The organism is Streptomyces sp. NBC_01446 (assembly GCF_026340095.1).
In the GTDB taxonomy this organism is placed as follows: Bacteria; Actinomycetota; Actinomycetes; order Streptomycetales; family Streptomycetaceae; genus Streptomyces; species Streptomyces aureus.
Window position 1 is genome coordinate 40,715 of sequence record NZ_JAPEPO010000002.1, and the last position, 15,345, is coordinate 56,059.

The 15,345-nt window shown below is 66.9% G+C and carries 15 protein-coding genes and 3 pseudogenes; 4 read left to right on the forward strand and 14 right to left on the reverse strand.

From position 1 onward, the window contains the following. Positions 1-82: 82 nt before the first annotated feature. A complete protein-coding gene (locus OG456_RS37540; protein ID WP_266569610.1) occupies positions 83-241 on the reverse strand; it encodes an IS3 family transposase in 159 nt (52 codons plus the stop codon). Between the two features lie 4 nt (positions 242-245). Then, a pseudogene (locus OG456_RS37545) lies at positions 246-443 on the reverse strand (transposase); the annotation flags it as partial. Between the two features lie 230 nt (positions 444-673). Between OG456_RS37545 and OG456_RS37550 the strand changes: the two are divergent. Then, positions 674-1,027, forward strand: a pseudogene (locus tag OG456_RS37550) (transposase family protein); the annotation flags it as partial. A gap of 115 nt (positions 1,028-1,142) precedes the next feature. Here OG456_RS37550 and OG456_RS37555 read toward each other — a convergent pair. The 3 genes from OG456_RS37555 to OG456_RS37560 all read right to left on the reverse strand — a co-directional run bounded on the left by OG456_RS37555 (position 1,143) and on the right by OG456_RS37560 (position 3,268). Beyond that, positions 1,143-1,757: a group II intron maturase-specific domain-containing protein gene (locus OG456_RS37555; RefSeq protein ID WP_266569611.1), complete on the reverse strand. Its 615-nt coding sequence runs from the start codon at positions 1,755-1,757 to the stop codon at positions 1,143-1,145. Between the two features lie 93 nt (positions 1,758-1,850). Then, positions 1,851-2,330 carry a group II intron maturase-specific domain-containing protein gene (locus OG456_RS50575; RefSeq protein WP_323136422.1) on the reverse strand — a complete coding sequence of 160 codons (480 nt, stop codon included), beginning with the start codon at positions 2,328-2,330 and terminating at the stop codon, positions 1,851-1,853. An 8-nt stretch (positions 2,331-2,338) separates the two neighbouring features. After that, the gene (locus OG456_RS37560) at positions 2,339-3,268 is read right to left on the reverse strand and encodes a reverse transcriptase domain-containing protein (protein WP_323136423.1); all 930 of its coding nucleotides are present in this window, start codon (positions 3,266-3,268) and stop codon (positions 2,339-2,341) included. Between the two features lie 843 nt (positions 3,269-4,111). Between OG456_RS37560 and OG456_RS37565 the strand changes: the two genes are divergently transcribed. Next, positions 4,112-4,405 carry a DUF6510 family protein gene (locus OG456_RS37565; protein ID WP_266570717.1) on the forward strand — a complete coding sequence of 98 codons (294 nt, stop codon included), beginning with the start codon at positions 4,112-4,114 and terminating at the stop codon, positions 4,403-4,405. 32 nt (positions 4,406-4,437) lie between these two features. Then, positions 4,438-5,082, forward strand: coding sequence for an RraA family protein (locus OG456_RS37570; RefSeq protein WP_266569612.1), 645 nt, complete (start codon positions 4,438-4,440; stop codon positions 5,080-5,082). Between the two features lie 1,260 nt (positions 5,083-6,342). On the opposite strand, the gene OG456_RS37575 is transcribed toward OG456_RS37570, so the two are convergent. The 6 genes from OG456_RS37575 to OG456_RS37600 form a co-directional block, all read right to left on the reverse strand. Further along, the gene (locus OG456_RS37575; protein ID WP_266569613.1) at positions 6,343-6,672 is read right to left on the reverse strand and encodes a hypothetical protein; all 330 of its coding nucleotides are present in this window, start codon (positions 6,670-6,672) and stop codon (positions 6,343-6,345) included. A gap of 287 nt (positions 6,673-6,959) precedes the next feature. Next, a complete protein-coding gene (msrB, locus tag OG456_RS37580; protein ID WP_266569614.1) occupies positions 6,960-7,430 on the reverse strand; it encodes a peptide-methionine (R)-S-oxide reductase MsrB in 471 nt (156 codons plus the stop codon). 409 nt (positions 7,431-7,839) lie between these two features. Next, the gene (locus OG456_RS37585) at positions 7,840-8,784 is read right to left on the reverse strand and encodes an NADP-dependent oxidoreductase (RefSeq protein WP_266569615.1); all 945 of its coding nucleotides are present in this window, start codon (positions 8,782-8,784) and stop codon (positions 7,840-7,842) included. A gap of 235 nt (positions 8,785-9,019) precedes the next feature. Continuing rightward, the gene (locus OG456_RS37590) at positions 9,020-9,523 is read right to left on the reverse strand and encodes a GNAT family N-acetyltransferase (protein WP_266569616.1); all 504 of its coding nucleotides are present in this window, start codon (positions 9,521-9,523) and stop codon (positions 9,020-9,022) included. A 39-nt stretch (positions 9,524-9,562) separates the two neighbouring features. After that, positions 9,563-10,021, reverse strand: coding sequence for a GNAT family N-acetyltransferase (locus OG456_RS37595; RefSeq protein ID WP_266569617.1), 459 nt, complete (start codon positions 10,019-10,021; stop codon positions 9,563-9,565). A gap of 46 nt (positions 10,022-10,067) precedes the next feature. Beyond that, positions 10,068-10,985, reverse strand: coding sequence for an NADP-dependent oxidoreductase (locus OG456_RS37600; protein WP_266569618.1), 918 nt, complete (start codon positions 10,983-10,985; stop codon positions 10,068-10,070). A gap of 1,216 nt (positions 10,986-12,201) precedes the next feature. On the opposite strand from OG456_RS37600, the pseudogene msrA reads away from it, so the two are divergent. Next, positions 12,202-12,615, forward strand: a pseudogene (gene msrA / locus OG456_RS37605) (peptide-methionine (S)-S-oxide reductase MsrA); the annotation flags it as partial. A gap of 603 nt (positions 12,616-13,218) precedes the next feature. Here the strand turns inward: msrA and OG456_RS37610 are convergent. Genes OG456_RS37610 through OG456_RS37620 form a run of 3 tightly spaced genes read right to left on the reverse strand, consistent with a single transcriptional unit; the run spans position 13,219 to position 15,195 of the window. Continuing rightward, positions 13,219-13,665 carry a SpoIIE family protein phosphatase gene (locus tag OG456_RS37610; RefSeq protein ID WP_266569620.1) on the reverse strand — a complete coding sequence of 149 codons (447 nt, stop codon included), beginning with the start codon at positions 13,663-13,665 and terminating at the stop codon, positions 13,219-13,221. After that, positions 13,584-14,099, reverse strand: coding sequence for a transposase (locus OG456_RS37615; protein WP_323136424.1), 516 nt, complete (start codon positions 14,097-14,099; stop codon positions 13,584-13,586). The genes OG456_RS37610 and OG456_RS37615 overlap by 82 nt, the downstream gene beginning before the upstream one ends. A gap of 16 nt (positions 14,100-14,115) precedes the next feature. Beyond that, the gene (locus OG456_RS37620; protein WP_266569622.1) at positions 14,116-15,195 is read right to left on the reverse strand and encodes a PP2C family protein-serine/threonine phosphatase; all 1,080 of its coding nucleotides are present in this window, start codon (positions 15,193-15,195) and stop codon (positions 14,116-14,118) included. Between the last annotated feature and the right edge of the window lie 150 nt (positions 15,196-15,345).

The following is a 15,345-nucleotide window of genomic DNA, read 5'->3' on the forward strand; positions in this document are numbered from 1 at the left end:
TTAGACCCTGCCACAGCGGTGTCTACAACAGCTCTATAAGGTCTCTACCCGTGAGGTTCCCCCGGCGTGCGGGAGGTGCTGATCAGCTGGTCAGGGCGGGTTGACCAGGTTTCAGGTTCGTTCGTTCGGCCGTTGCCCGCTCGGCGTAGTGCTTCTCCTCGAACTCGACGGGGCTGAGGTAGCCGAGCCGTTTCTGGATGCGCCGGCTGTTGTAGAAGCCGTCGATGACCCCGTTGCCCAATTGCTCATGCGGCGAGGTCGAGGGCAGCGAGGTGTGATGTCCGAGTGGGGGCGAGTGGTTGTCCGCTCCACCAGGCGTCGAGTCGGACTAGGTTGACGGCGGTGGCTGTGAGGATGTGCGCGAGGGCGGTCTTCCCCAGTCCTGCGTAGCGGGTTCTGCGTGCGCCGGCGGCTGTGACCGCCTGGTGGATTGTGCCCTCGATCCTCGGTGGGGTGAACCAACCTTTCTCGATCACTCCGGCTTTCAGCCATCCGGCGACGAGCCCCTTGCCGGGAAACGCGCCCAAGGCTGAGAGCGGGTGGTCGTGGTCGATATAGTGAGCTGTTTCCAACCTGACTGCGTCGGCGCGCGGTTGGTGGGCTGTACGAACTGATGAAGCTCCTGGTAGACGGGTTCACGACCAAGATCACCCGTGCCGACCAGGAGCTTCGCGTGCTTGTCTACTCATCGGCGATCGATCTGTCCAGCAGTCATCTGCGATACCTCGCCCGGCACTTGACTGCTCGACGTCGCGAGATCGGCACCCGGTGGCGGCGCATCGCGCCGGGCCGTCAGGCCCTGCTGGTCCTGGCCCACCTGCGTTGCGGAGACACATACGCCCAGCTCGCCGCCGGTTTCGGCATCGGGATCGCGACCGTCTATCGATACATCCGTGAGGCGATAGAGGTCATGGCTGCGCTCGCGCCCAGCCTGGCCCAGGCGATGCAGACCGCGAGCCGAATGGCCTTCGTGATTCTCGACGGCACCTTGCTGCCGATCGACCGGATCGCCGCCGACACCCCGTACTGTTGAGTCGGCACGGAGCGCGGTGCCGATGTTGCCATCGGTCCGTTTCTCCGTGCCGCTCGCCGAACCCGGCGTGCGGCTCTCACCGCACCGGGCTCTCCACGGTCTCTGCCGTTCAAGCGTGGTTGAGGGTCCAGGGGTTGGGGATCGTGTTGCCCCGGTAGCGGTAGCGGGTGACCGCGATCGAGACCATGGGGAACAGTTCGATCCCGTCCGCCGAGAGCTTGTGCCACCGGCCGTGGCGGTCGGTGAAGCGTCGGCGTACGTCCTTCCACCTCCAGCGGTGCAGCACCATCCACCAGCTGGTCACCCGTCGCCATACGAAGTGGTCCAGGGTTTTCAGCGTGGTCTTGCATACCGCATGCTTGAAGTAGTTGACCCAGCCGCGCAGAATCGAGTTGATCCTCTTCAGCACGGTCCCCGGGTCCTGCTGCGACGTTCTGTTCGTCAGGGCACGGACCTTGTCCTTCAGCTGCCGGATGGGCCTCTCGGCGATGAAGGTGTAGACGTACCACTTGTTCGAGCCCCGCTTGCGGCGCCACTGGATGTGGAACCCCAGGAAGTCGAACCCGTCCGACATGTGCACGATCTGTGTCTTGGCCGGTGACAGCCTCAGCCCGAGAGGGTGCAGAACGTCGGCGATGTCCTCGCGCAGGCGGGCGACGTCTTCGCGACTGCCGTCGACCAGGACGACGTAGGGTCGACCCGAGGCGCGGTACTGGCCTTTCAACCAGCCCGTTTCCTCGGGCCGCCCTCCGAACCCGGCGTGCCTATTGCTAGGCACCGGGCTCTCCACAAATCCCTTCGGACACACGGGTTTTCCTCATGCCGTACTCGGCCACGGAGAGGGAATGGCCGCTCCTCGGTAGCGGTAGCGGGTTGTCCGCACCGCGGCCGGGTTGAACAGCTTCTTCTCTCCGTCGACGGGCCACCAGCCGCCCCGGCAGTATCGGCGGCGGAGTTCCTTCCAACTGGTCTTCCGGTGCTTTCGCCGGAGCCATCCGAAGACCTGCCGCCAGACGACAGCACGCAGGAACTCGAAGGCCCGGTGGGACACCCCCGGCCGGAAGTAGGCAGTCCAACCCCGCAGCAGCGAATTGAGCTGCTTGATCAGAGCTTCGAGCGGCAGGTTCACGTCCTGCCAGCAAATCGCCTTGATCTTCCCGGCGCACGACCTTACGGCCTTCTGCGCGGGGTAGGTGTAGACGTAGTACTTGCTGGTGCCTCGCTTGCGGTGACGCTGGATGCGCCAGCCGAGAAAGTCGAGACCTTCGTCGATATGGACCACCCTCGTCTTGTCCATCGCGAGCCTCACCCGAGCCTGGACAGCACCTCGGCCACCTCGTCGAGGAGCGCTTCGGCATGCGCCCTGGTGCCAGACACCATGATCGCGAAATCGTCTGCGTACCGGATAAGCCGGTAGTTGGCGAGTCCGTGACGGCGACGCCTGGCCCGCTCCACGCGGTCTGTCCACTTCGCCGCGAAGTGCTCGTCGAGAGCGGACAGGGCCACATTGGCCAGCAGAGGAGAAAGGATGCCCCCTTGCGGGGTTCCGGTGTCGGTGTCCCTGATGTTCCCGGTCTCCGACAGGATCCCGGCCTTCAGGAACGCCTTCACCACGGCGAGCACCCGTTTGTCCCCGATCCGATGCCGCAGCCGGTCCATCAGGTCCGGGTGCGAGATCTCGTCGAAGCACGCGGCGATGTCGGCCTCCAGCACCCACTCATAGGAGTTGGACGCCAGCAGCCTCATCTCCGCGACTGCGTCGTGTGTTCGCCTTTCTGGCCGGAAGCCGTACGAACACGGATGGAACTCCGCTTCGTAGATCGGTTCCAGCACCAGCTTCAGGGACGCTTGGACCACCCGGTCCCGAACGGTCGGGATGCCCAGCCGGCGGCGCTTGGCCGTTCCCGGTTTCGGGATCATCCGCTCCCGCACGGGCAGCGGGCGGAAGCTGCGGTTCTTCAAGTCGGACCGCACTTCCCCGAGGAACTCCTCGACGCCCCGCACGGACTCCACGTAGTAGGCGGTCTGACCGTCCACTCCGGCCGTGCGTGCTCCCTTGTTGCCCCGCACCCGATCCCACGCGATCAGCAAGAACGCTGGGTCGGTGACGAGATTGAACAGGTCGTCGAACCTGCGATGAGGTTCGGCGTTCGCCCAACGGTGCAGTTTGGTCTGGATCTCCAGTACCCGGCGTTCGGCCTTCATCAAGGCCCACTCCAGTTCGTCGGTATTCACCAACGACCTCCCGGCATTCCAGCAGCCTCCCTGCTGACTTGCTGGCCCCCTTCGCCATGTACGCGCCTCTCGCGCGCTCGGACTACTACGGGGCCTCCGCCCCGCCCCACAGCCGTCAGCCGACGACGGACCTGCCCACTGCTGTCCTGGATGGCCAGCAGGAAGGGCGACCGGGGACGGTTCCCACGTTCACCACTCAACCGATCGACGAGGGAGGTGCCCAGCTGTTGCCCCGGCAGCATCGCCATGACTACGCCGCAGTCATTCACCATGGCCTCCCCACCGGCGACTTCCCCCGGCTTCGGAGTTGGACGACCCGAAAGACGCCCACGCACTGCTGACCAACCCATATCCACCAGATTTGAGCTGGCACGCCGTTTACGGAACTTTGGCACTGGTTCCTCTCGTACACCTTCTCGTCTCGCTTGCCGAACCCACGCCGTCTGGCAGTGCCGACGCGTCTCGGCGTTGTCAGGGCTGCTTCCCACCCTCCCCGGCGTCTCCCGGATCAGGCTGCCCTCAGCTTCACCCAGCCGCTGCGACGGCCAGGCGGTGGAGTCCTTCCACCCCACCCGGTTGTGCGGCGCCTCGTGGCGCGCGAAGTCGTCCGCGTAGCGGACGATGCGCCAGTTCGGGCGGCCGTGATGACGGTGGTGTGCCCGCCTGCCTCTGGTGGACATCCTCCCGCCCTGCTCCCACGGCTCCATCACGTGCTCGTCGAGCGCGGACAGAGCGATGTTCGCCAGCAGCGGGGAGAGATGACGAGAGGCAGGTGGCGTGCGCGGCCATGGGTGGTACCCCACCAGTGGCCTGGCTCACCAGTGGTGACGACTCTCCGGGTGCATCGGCACAAAGCGAGGTGAATTCCATGACCCTGGTGACTTCCTTGACGGCAACGCCGCCGCCGGGGACCTCGAGTCTCTGTTCGGAACCGACATGACCATGGCTTCCGGACGATGCCGTGGCTGCGGCGAACAGATGATGCTTGCCCAAACGCACGCCTACCTCGGTGGTCCCGGGATGGTGCTGCGCTGCCCCGGCTGCGACAGCGTCCTGCTTCGCCTGGTCCGCTCCCCCACCCAGACGTGGCTCGACGCCGGCGGACTGGACTACGTCAAGATCCCCGCACCGGCCTGACGTTACGACTGCATGACCGGACGGGAGACCTCATGGCACACAAGAACGACCTGCAAGGTCTCGCCTCGCGAGTCGGTACCCCCGACGTCGCCGACGCCATGGGACGAATGCACCGCCACCGGTGTCACATCAACGACCTGGTGACCCCAACCCCGGGTCGTATCCTCCTGGGCCCCGCGATAACGATCTCGTTCCTCCCCTCGTGCGAGGAAGCACTCCCACTTGAGCATTACAACTTCTCCCAGCTGTTCCATGACGCCATCGAAAACGGCGCGCAGGGGCGGGTGCTGGTCCTGGCCGGCAACGGGCATTCCGGGGTATCGCTCGGAGGCGGATCAAAGCTCTCGCTGGTGGCAGCACACGGTCTTGCGGGCGTCCTGGCCGACGGGCGTCTCCGGGACTTCACCGAAATCGCGACCTACGACTTCGCCGCCTACTGCTTGGGACAGACAACCAAGTGGGGCGGCGATGTCGTGACACCTTTCGAGGCCAACCGGCCGGTCGTCGTGTCCGGCGTGACTATCCGCCCAGGTGATTACGTGTTCGCGGACGCATCCGGCGCTGTCGTCATCCCCGCCGCACAGGTCCTCAGCGTGTTCGAAGAAGCCAACCGCATCGCACAGGTCGAGGCAGCCTTCGTCGACAGGATCCGTAACGAAGCCCCCGCCGCCGAGTAACCAGGCCGCGGCGACCTGCCGTCGACGGGCGCGCTACCCCCGATCGTCGGCTGTTATGACGGGACGGGCTTGGCTGCTGCCGGTCCCGGTAGGGCTCCAGCAGCCTAGCTGGCGGGACGGGCCGGCACCGCCCTGGAGAACGCCCGCGCCTACATACGCGAGCGGGACATGGCAGTGGCCTTGCGGCGCGCTGCCCTGCCTCGCTCCTTGCCGGCCACCCCAGCACTAGAGGTGCGCCACGGATTCGACCCGCCCGGCGCCGACGGCCGGTGGTACGACGTCATACCCCTGCTCGGCGGTACGGGCGCTGGCCGACTGGAGACCTCCCCCCAGGAGCTGCGACCGGGCTCAACGACCTCGACGCCGACCTTGCGCCCGCCACACAGGACGACCGGGAGCCCGTCACCAGCACCTGCCTGCACCTCGTCTACGACCCGATCATGGCCGACATCGCCTTCGCGAGCGCCGGTCCACTGCCCGCCGGTCGCCGCAGCCCCGGGAGCGACCTCCCAGGTCCTGCACGGGATGCACGGGCCTGGGCTCGGCCGGCCCCACGAGAAGTACTACGAGACCCGGCTCCCGGCCGAGCCGGGCACTGTGCTCGGACTGGTCGCCCTCTCCTCGCCCGGTGCGGTCCTGGCCGCGGACCGACGCCGACCGGTGTCTGCGGACGTCCGCCTGGCATGCAGTCTGTGACGAGAGGCCGACCGCAGTGGGGCTTTCGGGCCCCATGCCAGTTCGGGGCGACGTGCGCCCGCCACGCCGTCGGCCCGTCGCAGTTCGCCCCGCATAGGGGTGAGGAGGCCGTGAACAATGCGGACAGCCGGTTCTACGAGGTCCGCTGCGATGGCGAGGCAGCGGGCATCCTCGTGTGCGAGGAGATCGCTCACGCGGTGTCCTGACCCCATACGACGGTGCGGGCGGTGATCTTCGAGCCATTGGCCTCGAGGTCATCGACGGCGTGACGGATCAGGGCCTGCCCGCGGCCGCAAAACTCCTCCCACCGCCCAGTGGCCGACCGGTTCATCGACGAGAACCCCGGTGCAAGCGCCTGATCGACCCAGAGCACCGGGGCCCGGGGCATTGACAAGTCCCTACGGTGAGAGAGGCCTCCCCCGCGGATGGCACGCCGTCGCCGCCGTCGGGGCGGCAAGAACGGCCATCCCTTCCGCTCGGTGGTGCCCGCCACGACCGGATGGCGGGGCCGCTGGAAGCTGGTGGGCCACCGCTCGCGTCTGCCACATCAAGCGGTACCTGGGGCTACTGGAAACGGCCGTCGAAGCAGGTACCGCTCCTCAGGTCGGAGAACCGAAGGCCGACGACTGCTCCCCCTTCCACCACCCAGCGCAGATCGTAGGACGCTTGGTAGGAGGGCGGCCAGAAGGAGCAGAAGCGCCCATTCTCGTCGACGGACCAGGTGCCCTCCGTCTGGCGTCCTGCCTCGAAGTAGGACGTGCTCCCGTCGGGTTGGAAGATCTGGGTCGTGCCATCGCCGTAGGCCAGGCGGCCTGCGGTGACAGCGGTGGGGATCTGCTCAGGCTGCACGGTGGCGCCGTCTTCTGGTTGCAGGCTGTCGATGTTCCTGGTCACTGTGCGGTCCTTCTTCCGGGCCCGACGGTTCCGTTGCTCGTGAGGTCCGGCGGGCGTCTTCTGGCTCAGCGCGGCGGAAGATGACCTCATGGGAGGGGGTCTGCTCTACTGCCCTGGCCGCCTCCGCTCCGTGGAGGTGACCCGACCCCTTGAGCGCCGCAGCACATGAGCGTTTTCCGTACTGCTGTACACGGGTATCGGCTGGGGCCCTGCTGGGCCCCGAGCCACAGGACGGGGCGCCGAGCCGCCATGCTGTTCGGGCTCCGGGGCCCTGCCCTGGTTGCCGGTCATCGGCTCTCGGCGGCGTCCTCTTCCCTCGTCTCGAAGACGCTCAGGTACTGGCCGTAGCCCTCCTGCTCCAGATCCTGCCGGGGGACGAAGCGCAGTGAGGCGGAGTTGATGCAGTACCGCAGTCCTCCGCGGTCGTCGGGCCCGTCCGGGAACAGGTGCCCGAGGTGGCTGTCCCCTTGAGCCGACCGTACTTCGACACGGACCATGCCGTGGCTGGTATCGGACCTCTCGACGACGTGGCCGGACTCCAGAGGCCTCGTGAAGCTGGGCCAGCCGGTCCTGCTGTCGTACTTGTCGACCGAGGCGAAGAGGGGCTCCCCGGACACGATGTCCACATAGATACCGGGTGCCTTGTTGTCCCAGTAGGCGTTGGAGAACGAGGGCTCCGTCTCGTCTCGCTGGGTCACACGATACTGCTGGTCGGTGAGCTGTGAGATGCGCTGTGGGCTCTTGCTGTACTCCGGCATGACTACCTCCCAGACCGTGCTGGAGTGTCCCTTCTACCCTATTCGCGTCATGCCTCGCCCGGACTCTTACTGTGTCGCAGGGGTGCAGGGGCCGCGGGTGAGGGCCTGCCCAGCACACGAACCGCTCGGCGTGTCCGTTCCGGTTGGAGTACCTCGTCAACGGGCCGGTTCTGCCAGCCAGTTATCTCATCGGCCACCACATCGGTGATCTTCGACACCAGGGCCGGGGACAACACCTATCGCCGGCCTCGTAGCCGAGGTGGTCGGCCCTGCGGCGCTGCCGCGCGCTCACGTCCTCCGCCACGCCCCGAAGCGAGTACGTGCGCGATCTCCCCTACGAGCGGGCACGTAGGGAAGATCGCCGAAGCGCCGTACCTGAGGAAGGACGGTCGCTGCCTCTGGACCCACCTCACCGACGAACGCGGATGATCGTCTTCCCATTGATCCGCTCGGTAGGGTTGAAGGCAGCGACAGCATCGTCGAGGGTTGCGATTTGGCCGATGTTCGTCCGTAGCTGTCCGTTCTTCACGCGCCGCGCGATCTCACTCAGTTGCGCGCGATCGGACACGACAACGAAGTCGACCGCCCGACCGTTGGCCGGCCGCGCCTCGGGCGGCCCGGCGACGGTCACCAGCATTCCCTCGGCTCGCACCAGACCCGCGGACCGCTTCCCGATGGCACCGCCGAAGACATCGAATACCAGATCGACGCCGCCGACATCTTCCAGCGCGTCGTTCTCAAGGTCGACGAACTCCCGTGCGCCGAAGTCGAGCGCCAGCTGACGATGGGCAGCGCGTCCGGTACCGATGACGTAGGCGCCGGCCTCACGTGCCAGCTGTGTCACCATCGAGCCGACCGCGCCGGCCGCACCGTGCACAAGGACGCTCTGCCCCACCCCGAGGTGGCCGTGCTCGAACAGCCCCTGCCACGCGGTCAGGCCGGTCATCGCGACGCCCGCCCCTACCGTGAAGTCGACGTCGCCAGGCAACGGCGCAAGGTTGCGCGCCTCGACGACGACAAACTCTGCTAGGGTCCCGTCGCGGGTCCAGTCGGTGAGGCCGAAAACCCGCTGTCCGACCGACAGCCCCGCCGTTCCATAGCTGAGGGCGGTGACTACACCGGCCACCTCGTGGCCCGGGATTGACGGCGTGCGGTCACGGCCGAGGCGATCGATCCAGGTCGAGGGCCACTCCAGCTCATCCCCAGTGAATGCTGACGCATGAACCTCAATGACGACATCGCCGTAGTTCGCGCCTTCAAGACTAGCGAGCCGCGCCGTGTCCGGATCGGGTCGCTCCACCAGCTTCATCCCTGCCGTTCCCGCGGCACGGTCGGTCACCACGATCGCTTTCATTTGAATACCTCTCTCCGTAACAGCCCTCGTTTACCTCCTGCACGAGATAACGGGGGATCTCTGTTCTCTCCGCGTCCAGGTGGACGAACCCGGATGGTTTTCCTTGCCCTTATTTCGTTCAGTCGGGTTGAAGGCGCCGACGGCATCGGCGCGATCGTGGCGCTGACGATGCTCGTCCGCGCCGGCCATCTCCGGACTCGCTGGACGACTCGAAGCACGTTTGAAAGACGGACGGCTACATCCAGTCGTGCTCGAGCGCGGCGATCTGCCTCTCGTCGTCCGGCCCGCCCGCGGGACCGTGCTGGTGGTCCAGCCCGTCTGCGGGTTCGTGTGGGTGGGCGCCGGAGCCCGGATGAACCTTGTCGATGAGATCGAGGTATTGCGGGTGGCGGGCAATAAACTCGCCCACAACCGGGCAGATGATGGTGATCTTCTTTCCGCTCTCGCGGATCTCGTTCAGCACGCGAGCGATGAGCTCCGTGGCTACCCGCTTGTGGCGGTAGGCGGGGTCGACCCAGGTCGTCAACAGTACGACGCGGCCGCCGACGAACCGATATTGGAGTTCTGCGATCGCTTCGGGACCGAGGGACGCGGTCCAGCGACCGCGCTCCGCGTCGTTGGCGATATCGACCTCCCAGGCGGACTCGGCCTCACGGAGACCGGTCTCGTCCAGAGCAGCGATGAGGGCCGCGTTGTTCTCTTCACGAAAGGCCGCCTCGGCCTCGATGTTGGTCGTCACTGTCGAACACCTTCTGTCAGCGGAGCCCAGCGGGTTGGTTCAGGACTGGTGCGACCCTGTGGTCGCCGCCGGGCGCTGAGGGTCGATGAGGTCCGCATACTCGGGGTTGTGCTCGATGAAGGTGCGCACGATCGGACACGTGATGGTGACTGTCATTCCTCGCGCGCGCACGTCGTCGAGGACGCGTCGGATCAGCTCGGTGGCGACGCCCTGTCTGCGGTACTCGGGGAGCACTGAGGTGGCCATGAGCACGAGTCGGTCGTCGCCGGCGACGTTGTAGGGCAGGCCGGCGATCTCGGTGTCGCCGACGATGGCCTCGTAGATACCGGCTTTCTCGTCGTTGACGACGTAGAAGTCGAACGCGGGGGCGTGGGGATGATCGATCACCTCGTCGACGAGGACGACCTGGTCCTGACCGAGGGTGCCCTTCTCGTCGGGGTGTCCGGCCTCGTCGGGGTACTCGATGGCGTAGCGGGTCCGTTCGGTTGGCTCGGTCATGGGCGTGTGCCTTCGTTGCTTGCCGGTTCGGGGGTACGCCGTGCGCTTACGGGCGAACACGGATGATCGTCTTCCCCTTGACCCGCTCGGTGGGGTTGAAAGCGGCAACGGCCTCGTCGAGGTCCGCGACCTGGGCGATGTTCGTCTGCAACCGACCATCCCGGACCCGCTGGACGATCTCACCCAACTGCGTTCGATCGGCCTCGACGACGAAGTCGACCGCCAGGCCTTCCTTCGGCTGCACCTCGGGCGGGCCGGCGATCGTCACCAGCTTCCCTCCGGCTCGGACCAGGCCTGTTGACCGCTTGCCGATGTCACCGCCGATCACGTCGAAGACCAGATCGACTCCACCGATGCCTTCCAGTGCCTCGTTGTCGAGATCGACGAATTCCTTCGCGCCGAAGTCGAGGGCGGTCTGCCGATCGGCAGCACGTCCGGTGCCGATGACGTAGGCACCGGCCTCACGGGCGAGCTGCGTCACCATCGAGCCGACGCCACCGGCCGCGCCGTGCACGAGGACGCTCTGCCCCACCTCAAATCGGCCGTGCACGAACAGCCCCTGCCACGCGGTCAGACCCGAGATCGGCAGGCTCGCGCCCACGGTGAAGTCGACATCCCCCGGCAGCGGCGCGAGGTTACGCGCCTCGACGGCCACGTACTCCGCCAGGGTGCCGTCGCGAGTCCACTCCGCGAGCCCGAACACCCGCTGTCCCACCGACAGGCCCCTCGTGCCATAGCCAAGAGCGCTGACCACCCCTGCAACCTCGTGCCCAGGGATCGACGGCGTCCGGTCACGGCCGAGCCGATCGGTCCAGGTCCCGGGCCACGTCAGCTCACCGGGGGTGAATCCCGACGCGTGAGCCTCAACGAGAACGTCATTCCCGCCAGCCTCCGGCTCCGGGCGCTCTTCCAGCATCATCCCGGCCGTTCCCGCGGCCTGGTCCGTCACCACAATCGCCTTCATTCGGCACCTCCCTGCATCCAGTCTTTGCCAGCGCGGCATGCACGGTCCGGTCGTAACTGGACCTTCAAGTCCACATTAGAACGGAGCCATGTCGCCCGGCAGGTCGGGCCGGCGGGCTTGATCGTCGTTAGAGACTTGCCCGGCCACAGCCCCGATGCATCTACGCGCGACGCCGACCCCGCCCCGTCCGCGACGAGAAAGGCCTGTGCAGACTTGGGTTTCTTGCTTCTCACTCGCGTCCTGCAACCGCCGCTCGCTGCCGCGCGCTCCGCCCTGTGGCGCCGATGGATGCGCCACTGCTTGAAGCCGACGGAACTGGACGATCGCGTCCACGTTAGGATGGCGGAGCACCGTTCGACAAGCATCAGCGGATGATCCTGTGTTGCGGCGCTGGTCGGCAGGGTTCGACAGTGCGAGCAGCGCGAAGCGCGCCCTGGGTCTGAAGTCGTCAACGTTGCACCTGTCTGCTCCTGGGCGACGCACCTCCCGATTGGAGCCTGTCATGTCTAGGACTGAGGGACCTGCGGTAAGCCACGGCGACCGCATCAATGCAGCCGACATCGCGGAAGCGGTGACGAGAGCACCATTCACCTACACCGACGGGACAACACAGGTGTTCACTCACGACGGGCGCACCACCTACGTCGAGAAAGGGAGCCAATCGTCCAGAGAGGGGGGAGTAGACGATCAAGGGCGGTTTTGGTCTTTCTGCCCGCCCACCTACCGTGCCACCTACGACGTCTCGCGGCTCACAGGTGCCAAGGCGATGTCGCCGGCGGTGAATCGCGGGGGGACGTTCGAGGGACGGTACACGTCCGGGTTCGCCTGATTCCCGGGATGAGGCCTACCCTCTCGCTCTTCTTGCGAGAGATCTCCGTAGAGGCTGTATCCGTTGTATTCCCAGAATAGGCGCTCCGGTCCAAGAAGCCCGGGTCGTTGTCGGACCTCGTCAGACCTCGGGTCCACGTCGCGCCCCGTGGGAGACGGCCCAAACTGTGTGCCCGACATGCGCCCACCCTGGTGGACACCCGCCCGAGCCCGGTACGGGAGCCCTGCTAACTGTCCAAGCATCTGGGCCGACGGCTCACCGCGATCGCCAGCCTCGGCCTGCTCATGCTGGGCCGTCTGCTGCTGAACGTTGGCGACGACGGCCAGCGCGACATCGGCGTTGGTGAACCCATCCTCAGCCCGATAGGTGTTCCGATCGAGCGTTGGTCGTGTCGGCTATACGGGGGGCGAGACGGCGAACCCGACCTACCGCAACCACGGCAGCCATGCGGAGGCCATCGAGATCACCTACGACCCGGCACGGACGGACTACCGGGCCCTCCTCGAGTTCTTCTTCCAGGTACATGACCCCACCACGCTGAACCGGCAGGGCAATGACGCCGGCTTGAGTTACCGGTCGGCCATCTTCTATCTCGATGATGAGCAGCGGCGCGTCGCAGACGCCACGATCGCCGAGGTCGACGCCTCCGGCCTGTGGCCGCGGAAGGTCGTCACGGAGGTGACGCCCGCCGGCGCCTTCTGGAAGGCGGAGCCAGAGCACCAGGACTATCTGCAGCGCTATCCGTACGGGTACACCTGCCACCGCATCCGCCCGGAATGGCGGCTGCCCAAGGTCCCTTAAAACCGTGGCATGACGCGGAAGCCTCGGCGGCGCGTCGCCTCGAGCGCCGGCAGGGTCTCGCTGACCCAGTGGCCCACCCGTGAAGAGTAAGGCCGGCAGGGAGCGGAGGTACCGGCGTCGCGCACGAGCTGTGTGGCAGCAGCGCTGTCGGTCCCGAACGCCCTCCGCACGAGCCCAACGTCCCTCCCCGCGTGCTGGGCCGCGACAGGAGAACCATAGAGTGCTCACGAACCTCGGTCCGCTGAAGACGGCGCACCGGCGCCACCAGAGCAGATACCGACCGCTGTCACCGCTGGAAGCCTCGTCTACAGCGACGGCGCGAGATAGTTCTTCGCCCCCGACGGAGCCACCCGCTACGTCGAAGGCGGACATCAAGACAGAGGGCACATGGTCCGTCGACGAGAACGGCCGCTTCTGCTCGTTGTGGAAGAGGGCAGGAGCGTCGGCCTCCGTTCTCGGACCTCGGGGCCGGGCGGGCCGCTCGAAGCATCCCGGCAACCCACCGAGCGCTCGCCAGCTTCGCCCTGGAGGGGTGAGACAGGCTTGGCCACCCGGCGTTTCGGGCCGGAGGGCGGCTTCCCTCCCACGGAGGCGCATCGAGTCTCATGCGCGTCGGATGACCAGCACGGCCACGTCGTCGAGGTGGTCCACCGCGGCCACCGCGTCGAGTATCCGGTCTGCGGTCGCCTCGACGCCGAGCCGGTCCTGGAGGGCTCCACCGGCCAGCGCTCCCGCTCGCTCCAGTCCGGCTTCCAGGGTCAGGCGCGGCCCTTCGACCACACCATCGGTGACCATGACCAGCGCGGTGCCCTCTTCCAAAGTGAAGGTCTCCTCGAGGTACTCGGCGCCAGGCACGATTCCCAGGACCGGCCCGGAGGGAAGTGTGCGGATGGTGTGGCTGCCGTGGAAGGGGGTGGGGGCAGGCCTCCCGGGCTCGGGAGGCCTGCCCCCACCGCGTGGCTTGGCGGTTAGTGCTGGATTCCCCAAACGGAGTACACATATCGGCGCCGTAATGGGCGAGTTGGTGGTGTGGGTCTGCCCCAGATCCATGGGTGCGCACGGGAGTTGAGTTGGTTGCTTGCCAGGGCGGTGGCATAGGTGATGTCGTCGCGGTTGGCGAATGATCGGCCGGCGAGGGCGGCTTCGCGGAAGATGCGCCACCAGCCTTCCTGCAGGTTGAGCCAGCACGCACCGACGGGGACGAAGGCGTGGTGGATACGGGAACGGCCCTCGAGCCAGGCCCGCGTGGACATGCTGCTACGACTGGACAGGTTGTCGGTGACGACCCAGATCTCGCCCGGGTTGGCATCCTCGATCTGTTGCAGGAACTGCTGGTAGAAGGCCCTGCTGCCGGAGGAAGCGACATCGTGACGGCCTGGCCATCGACGGGTCGCAGAACCCCAGCATACCCAGGTCTTCTCCGCGAGTTCCGCTTTGATCCTGTGGCCGCCGGGTGACCAGGCGCCGTCGCCACTTTTCCTCAAACGGGCCGCACCTTCGTCACGAAACCCACCGGTTCTCGGAGAGCCGGGCCCGGACACGCGCCCTCTCGCGCTGCAGCACGATCAGGGCCATGTCGTCGGCGAGGGGCCCGCCCGTATGCGCCCGCAGGTCCGCGCCGATCCGGCGCACGAGCGCATCCGGACGCTGATCGGCCCAAGCCGTCACCCGCTCCACGAGGGGGTAGAAGCTGCCCATGCAGTCCCGGGCCTCAGTGACTCCGTCCGTGTACAGCACCAGCCGGTCGCCCGGGGCGAAACGGAAGGCCAATGGGGCGTACTCGGTCTCCGTCAGGGCGCCAAGACCCAGCGGGGGAGCGGGAGCGCTGACTTCCAGGGGCGTGACGTGCCCCCCGTGCAGCAGGAGCGGCGGCAGATGGCCGAAACTGATCAGACGGGCACAGGGCTGGTCGTCCGGGATCTCCAGCACGGCCGCCGTGACGAAGCGTTCACCGAGCCATTCGTCAGGATCCCCGCAGTGTGCCTGGCCCAGGTCCCAGCGCACATCGGACTCCAGGGCGGACGCGAGCCCGGACAGTGTGGAGTGCCGGTGCGCGTTGAAGCGGAAGGCACCGAGGACGGTCCCGATGTCCCCGATGGCCCCGAGCCCCTTGCCGCGCGCATCCCCGATGATCAGCCGGGTGGCGCCAGGCGCGCGGACCAGTGCGTACAGGTCTCCACCGATACGGGCTTCGGCCTCGGCGGCCACGTACGTCGACGCCAGGGACACCGCTCCCGCGCGTCGCGGCAGTGGCCGCAGCAGCACGGACTGCGCGGCTTCCGAGACCTGGCGCACAATGGCCAGCTGGCGCTGATGCTGCTCGCGCAGACGGGTGGCGGTCAGGAGCAGCACCGAGAACAGCACCATGGACAGCATCTGCACGAGTACGTTCTCGGTGGTCAGCGTGCTGCGCTCGGCTCCCGCGACGACCAGCGCCGCCAGGGCGAGCAGAGCGGTGACGGCAGTACGGCGGGTATCGGCGAAGGCGGCGGCGAGCGCGAGCGGGATGACCAGCAGATGGGCGAGGTGGATGTCCGGCGGCAGGAACCAGTCGGCCACCGGAACCGCCACGATCGGCACGGACCACAGGGTCACCCATCGGTAGCCCCGCCATCCGCTCGGTGCCCTAGTCGCCTGCAAAGGCGGTCTGCTCTGCATTGTTCTCCCAGGTTCGGCGGGCACGGCAATGAAGCGTCGCCGCTCGGTACGCACACCGAGCTGCATCAGGGC

Excerpts from the sequence above, each read along its gene's own strand:
- OG456_RS50575 (WP_323136422.1), bottom strand. The coding sequence starts at position 2,330 with ATGGACAAGACGAGGGTGGTCCATATCGACGAAGGTCTCGACTTTCTC.
- OG456_RS37570 (WP_266569612.1), top strand. The coding sequence starts at position 4,438 with ATGGCACACAAGAACGACCTGCAAGGTCTCGCCTCGCGAGTCGGTACC.
- msrB (WP_266569614.1), bottom strand. The coding sequence starts at position 7,430 with ATGCCGGAGTACAGCAAGAGCCCACAGCGCATCTCACAGCTCACCGAC.
- OG456_RS37585 (WP_266569615.1), bottom strand. The coding sequence starts at position 8,784 with ATGAAAGCGATCGTGGTGACCGACCGTGCCGCGGGAACGGCAGGGATG.
- OG456_RS37595 (WP_266569617.1), bottom strand. The coding sequence starts at position 10,021 with ATGACCGAGCCAACCGAACGGACCCGCTACGCCATCGAGTACCCCGAC.
- OG456_RS37600 (WP_266569618.1), bottom strand. The coding sequence starts at position 10,985 with ATGAAGGCGATTGTGGTGACGGACCAGGCCGCGGGAACGGCCGGGATG.
- OG456_RS37610 (WP_266569620.1), bottom strand. The coding sequence starts at position 13,665 with ATGGATCTGGGGCAGACCCACACCACCAACTCGCCCATTACGGCGCCG.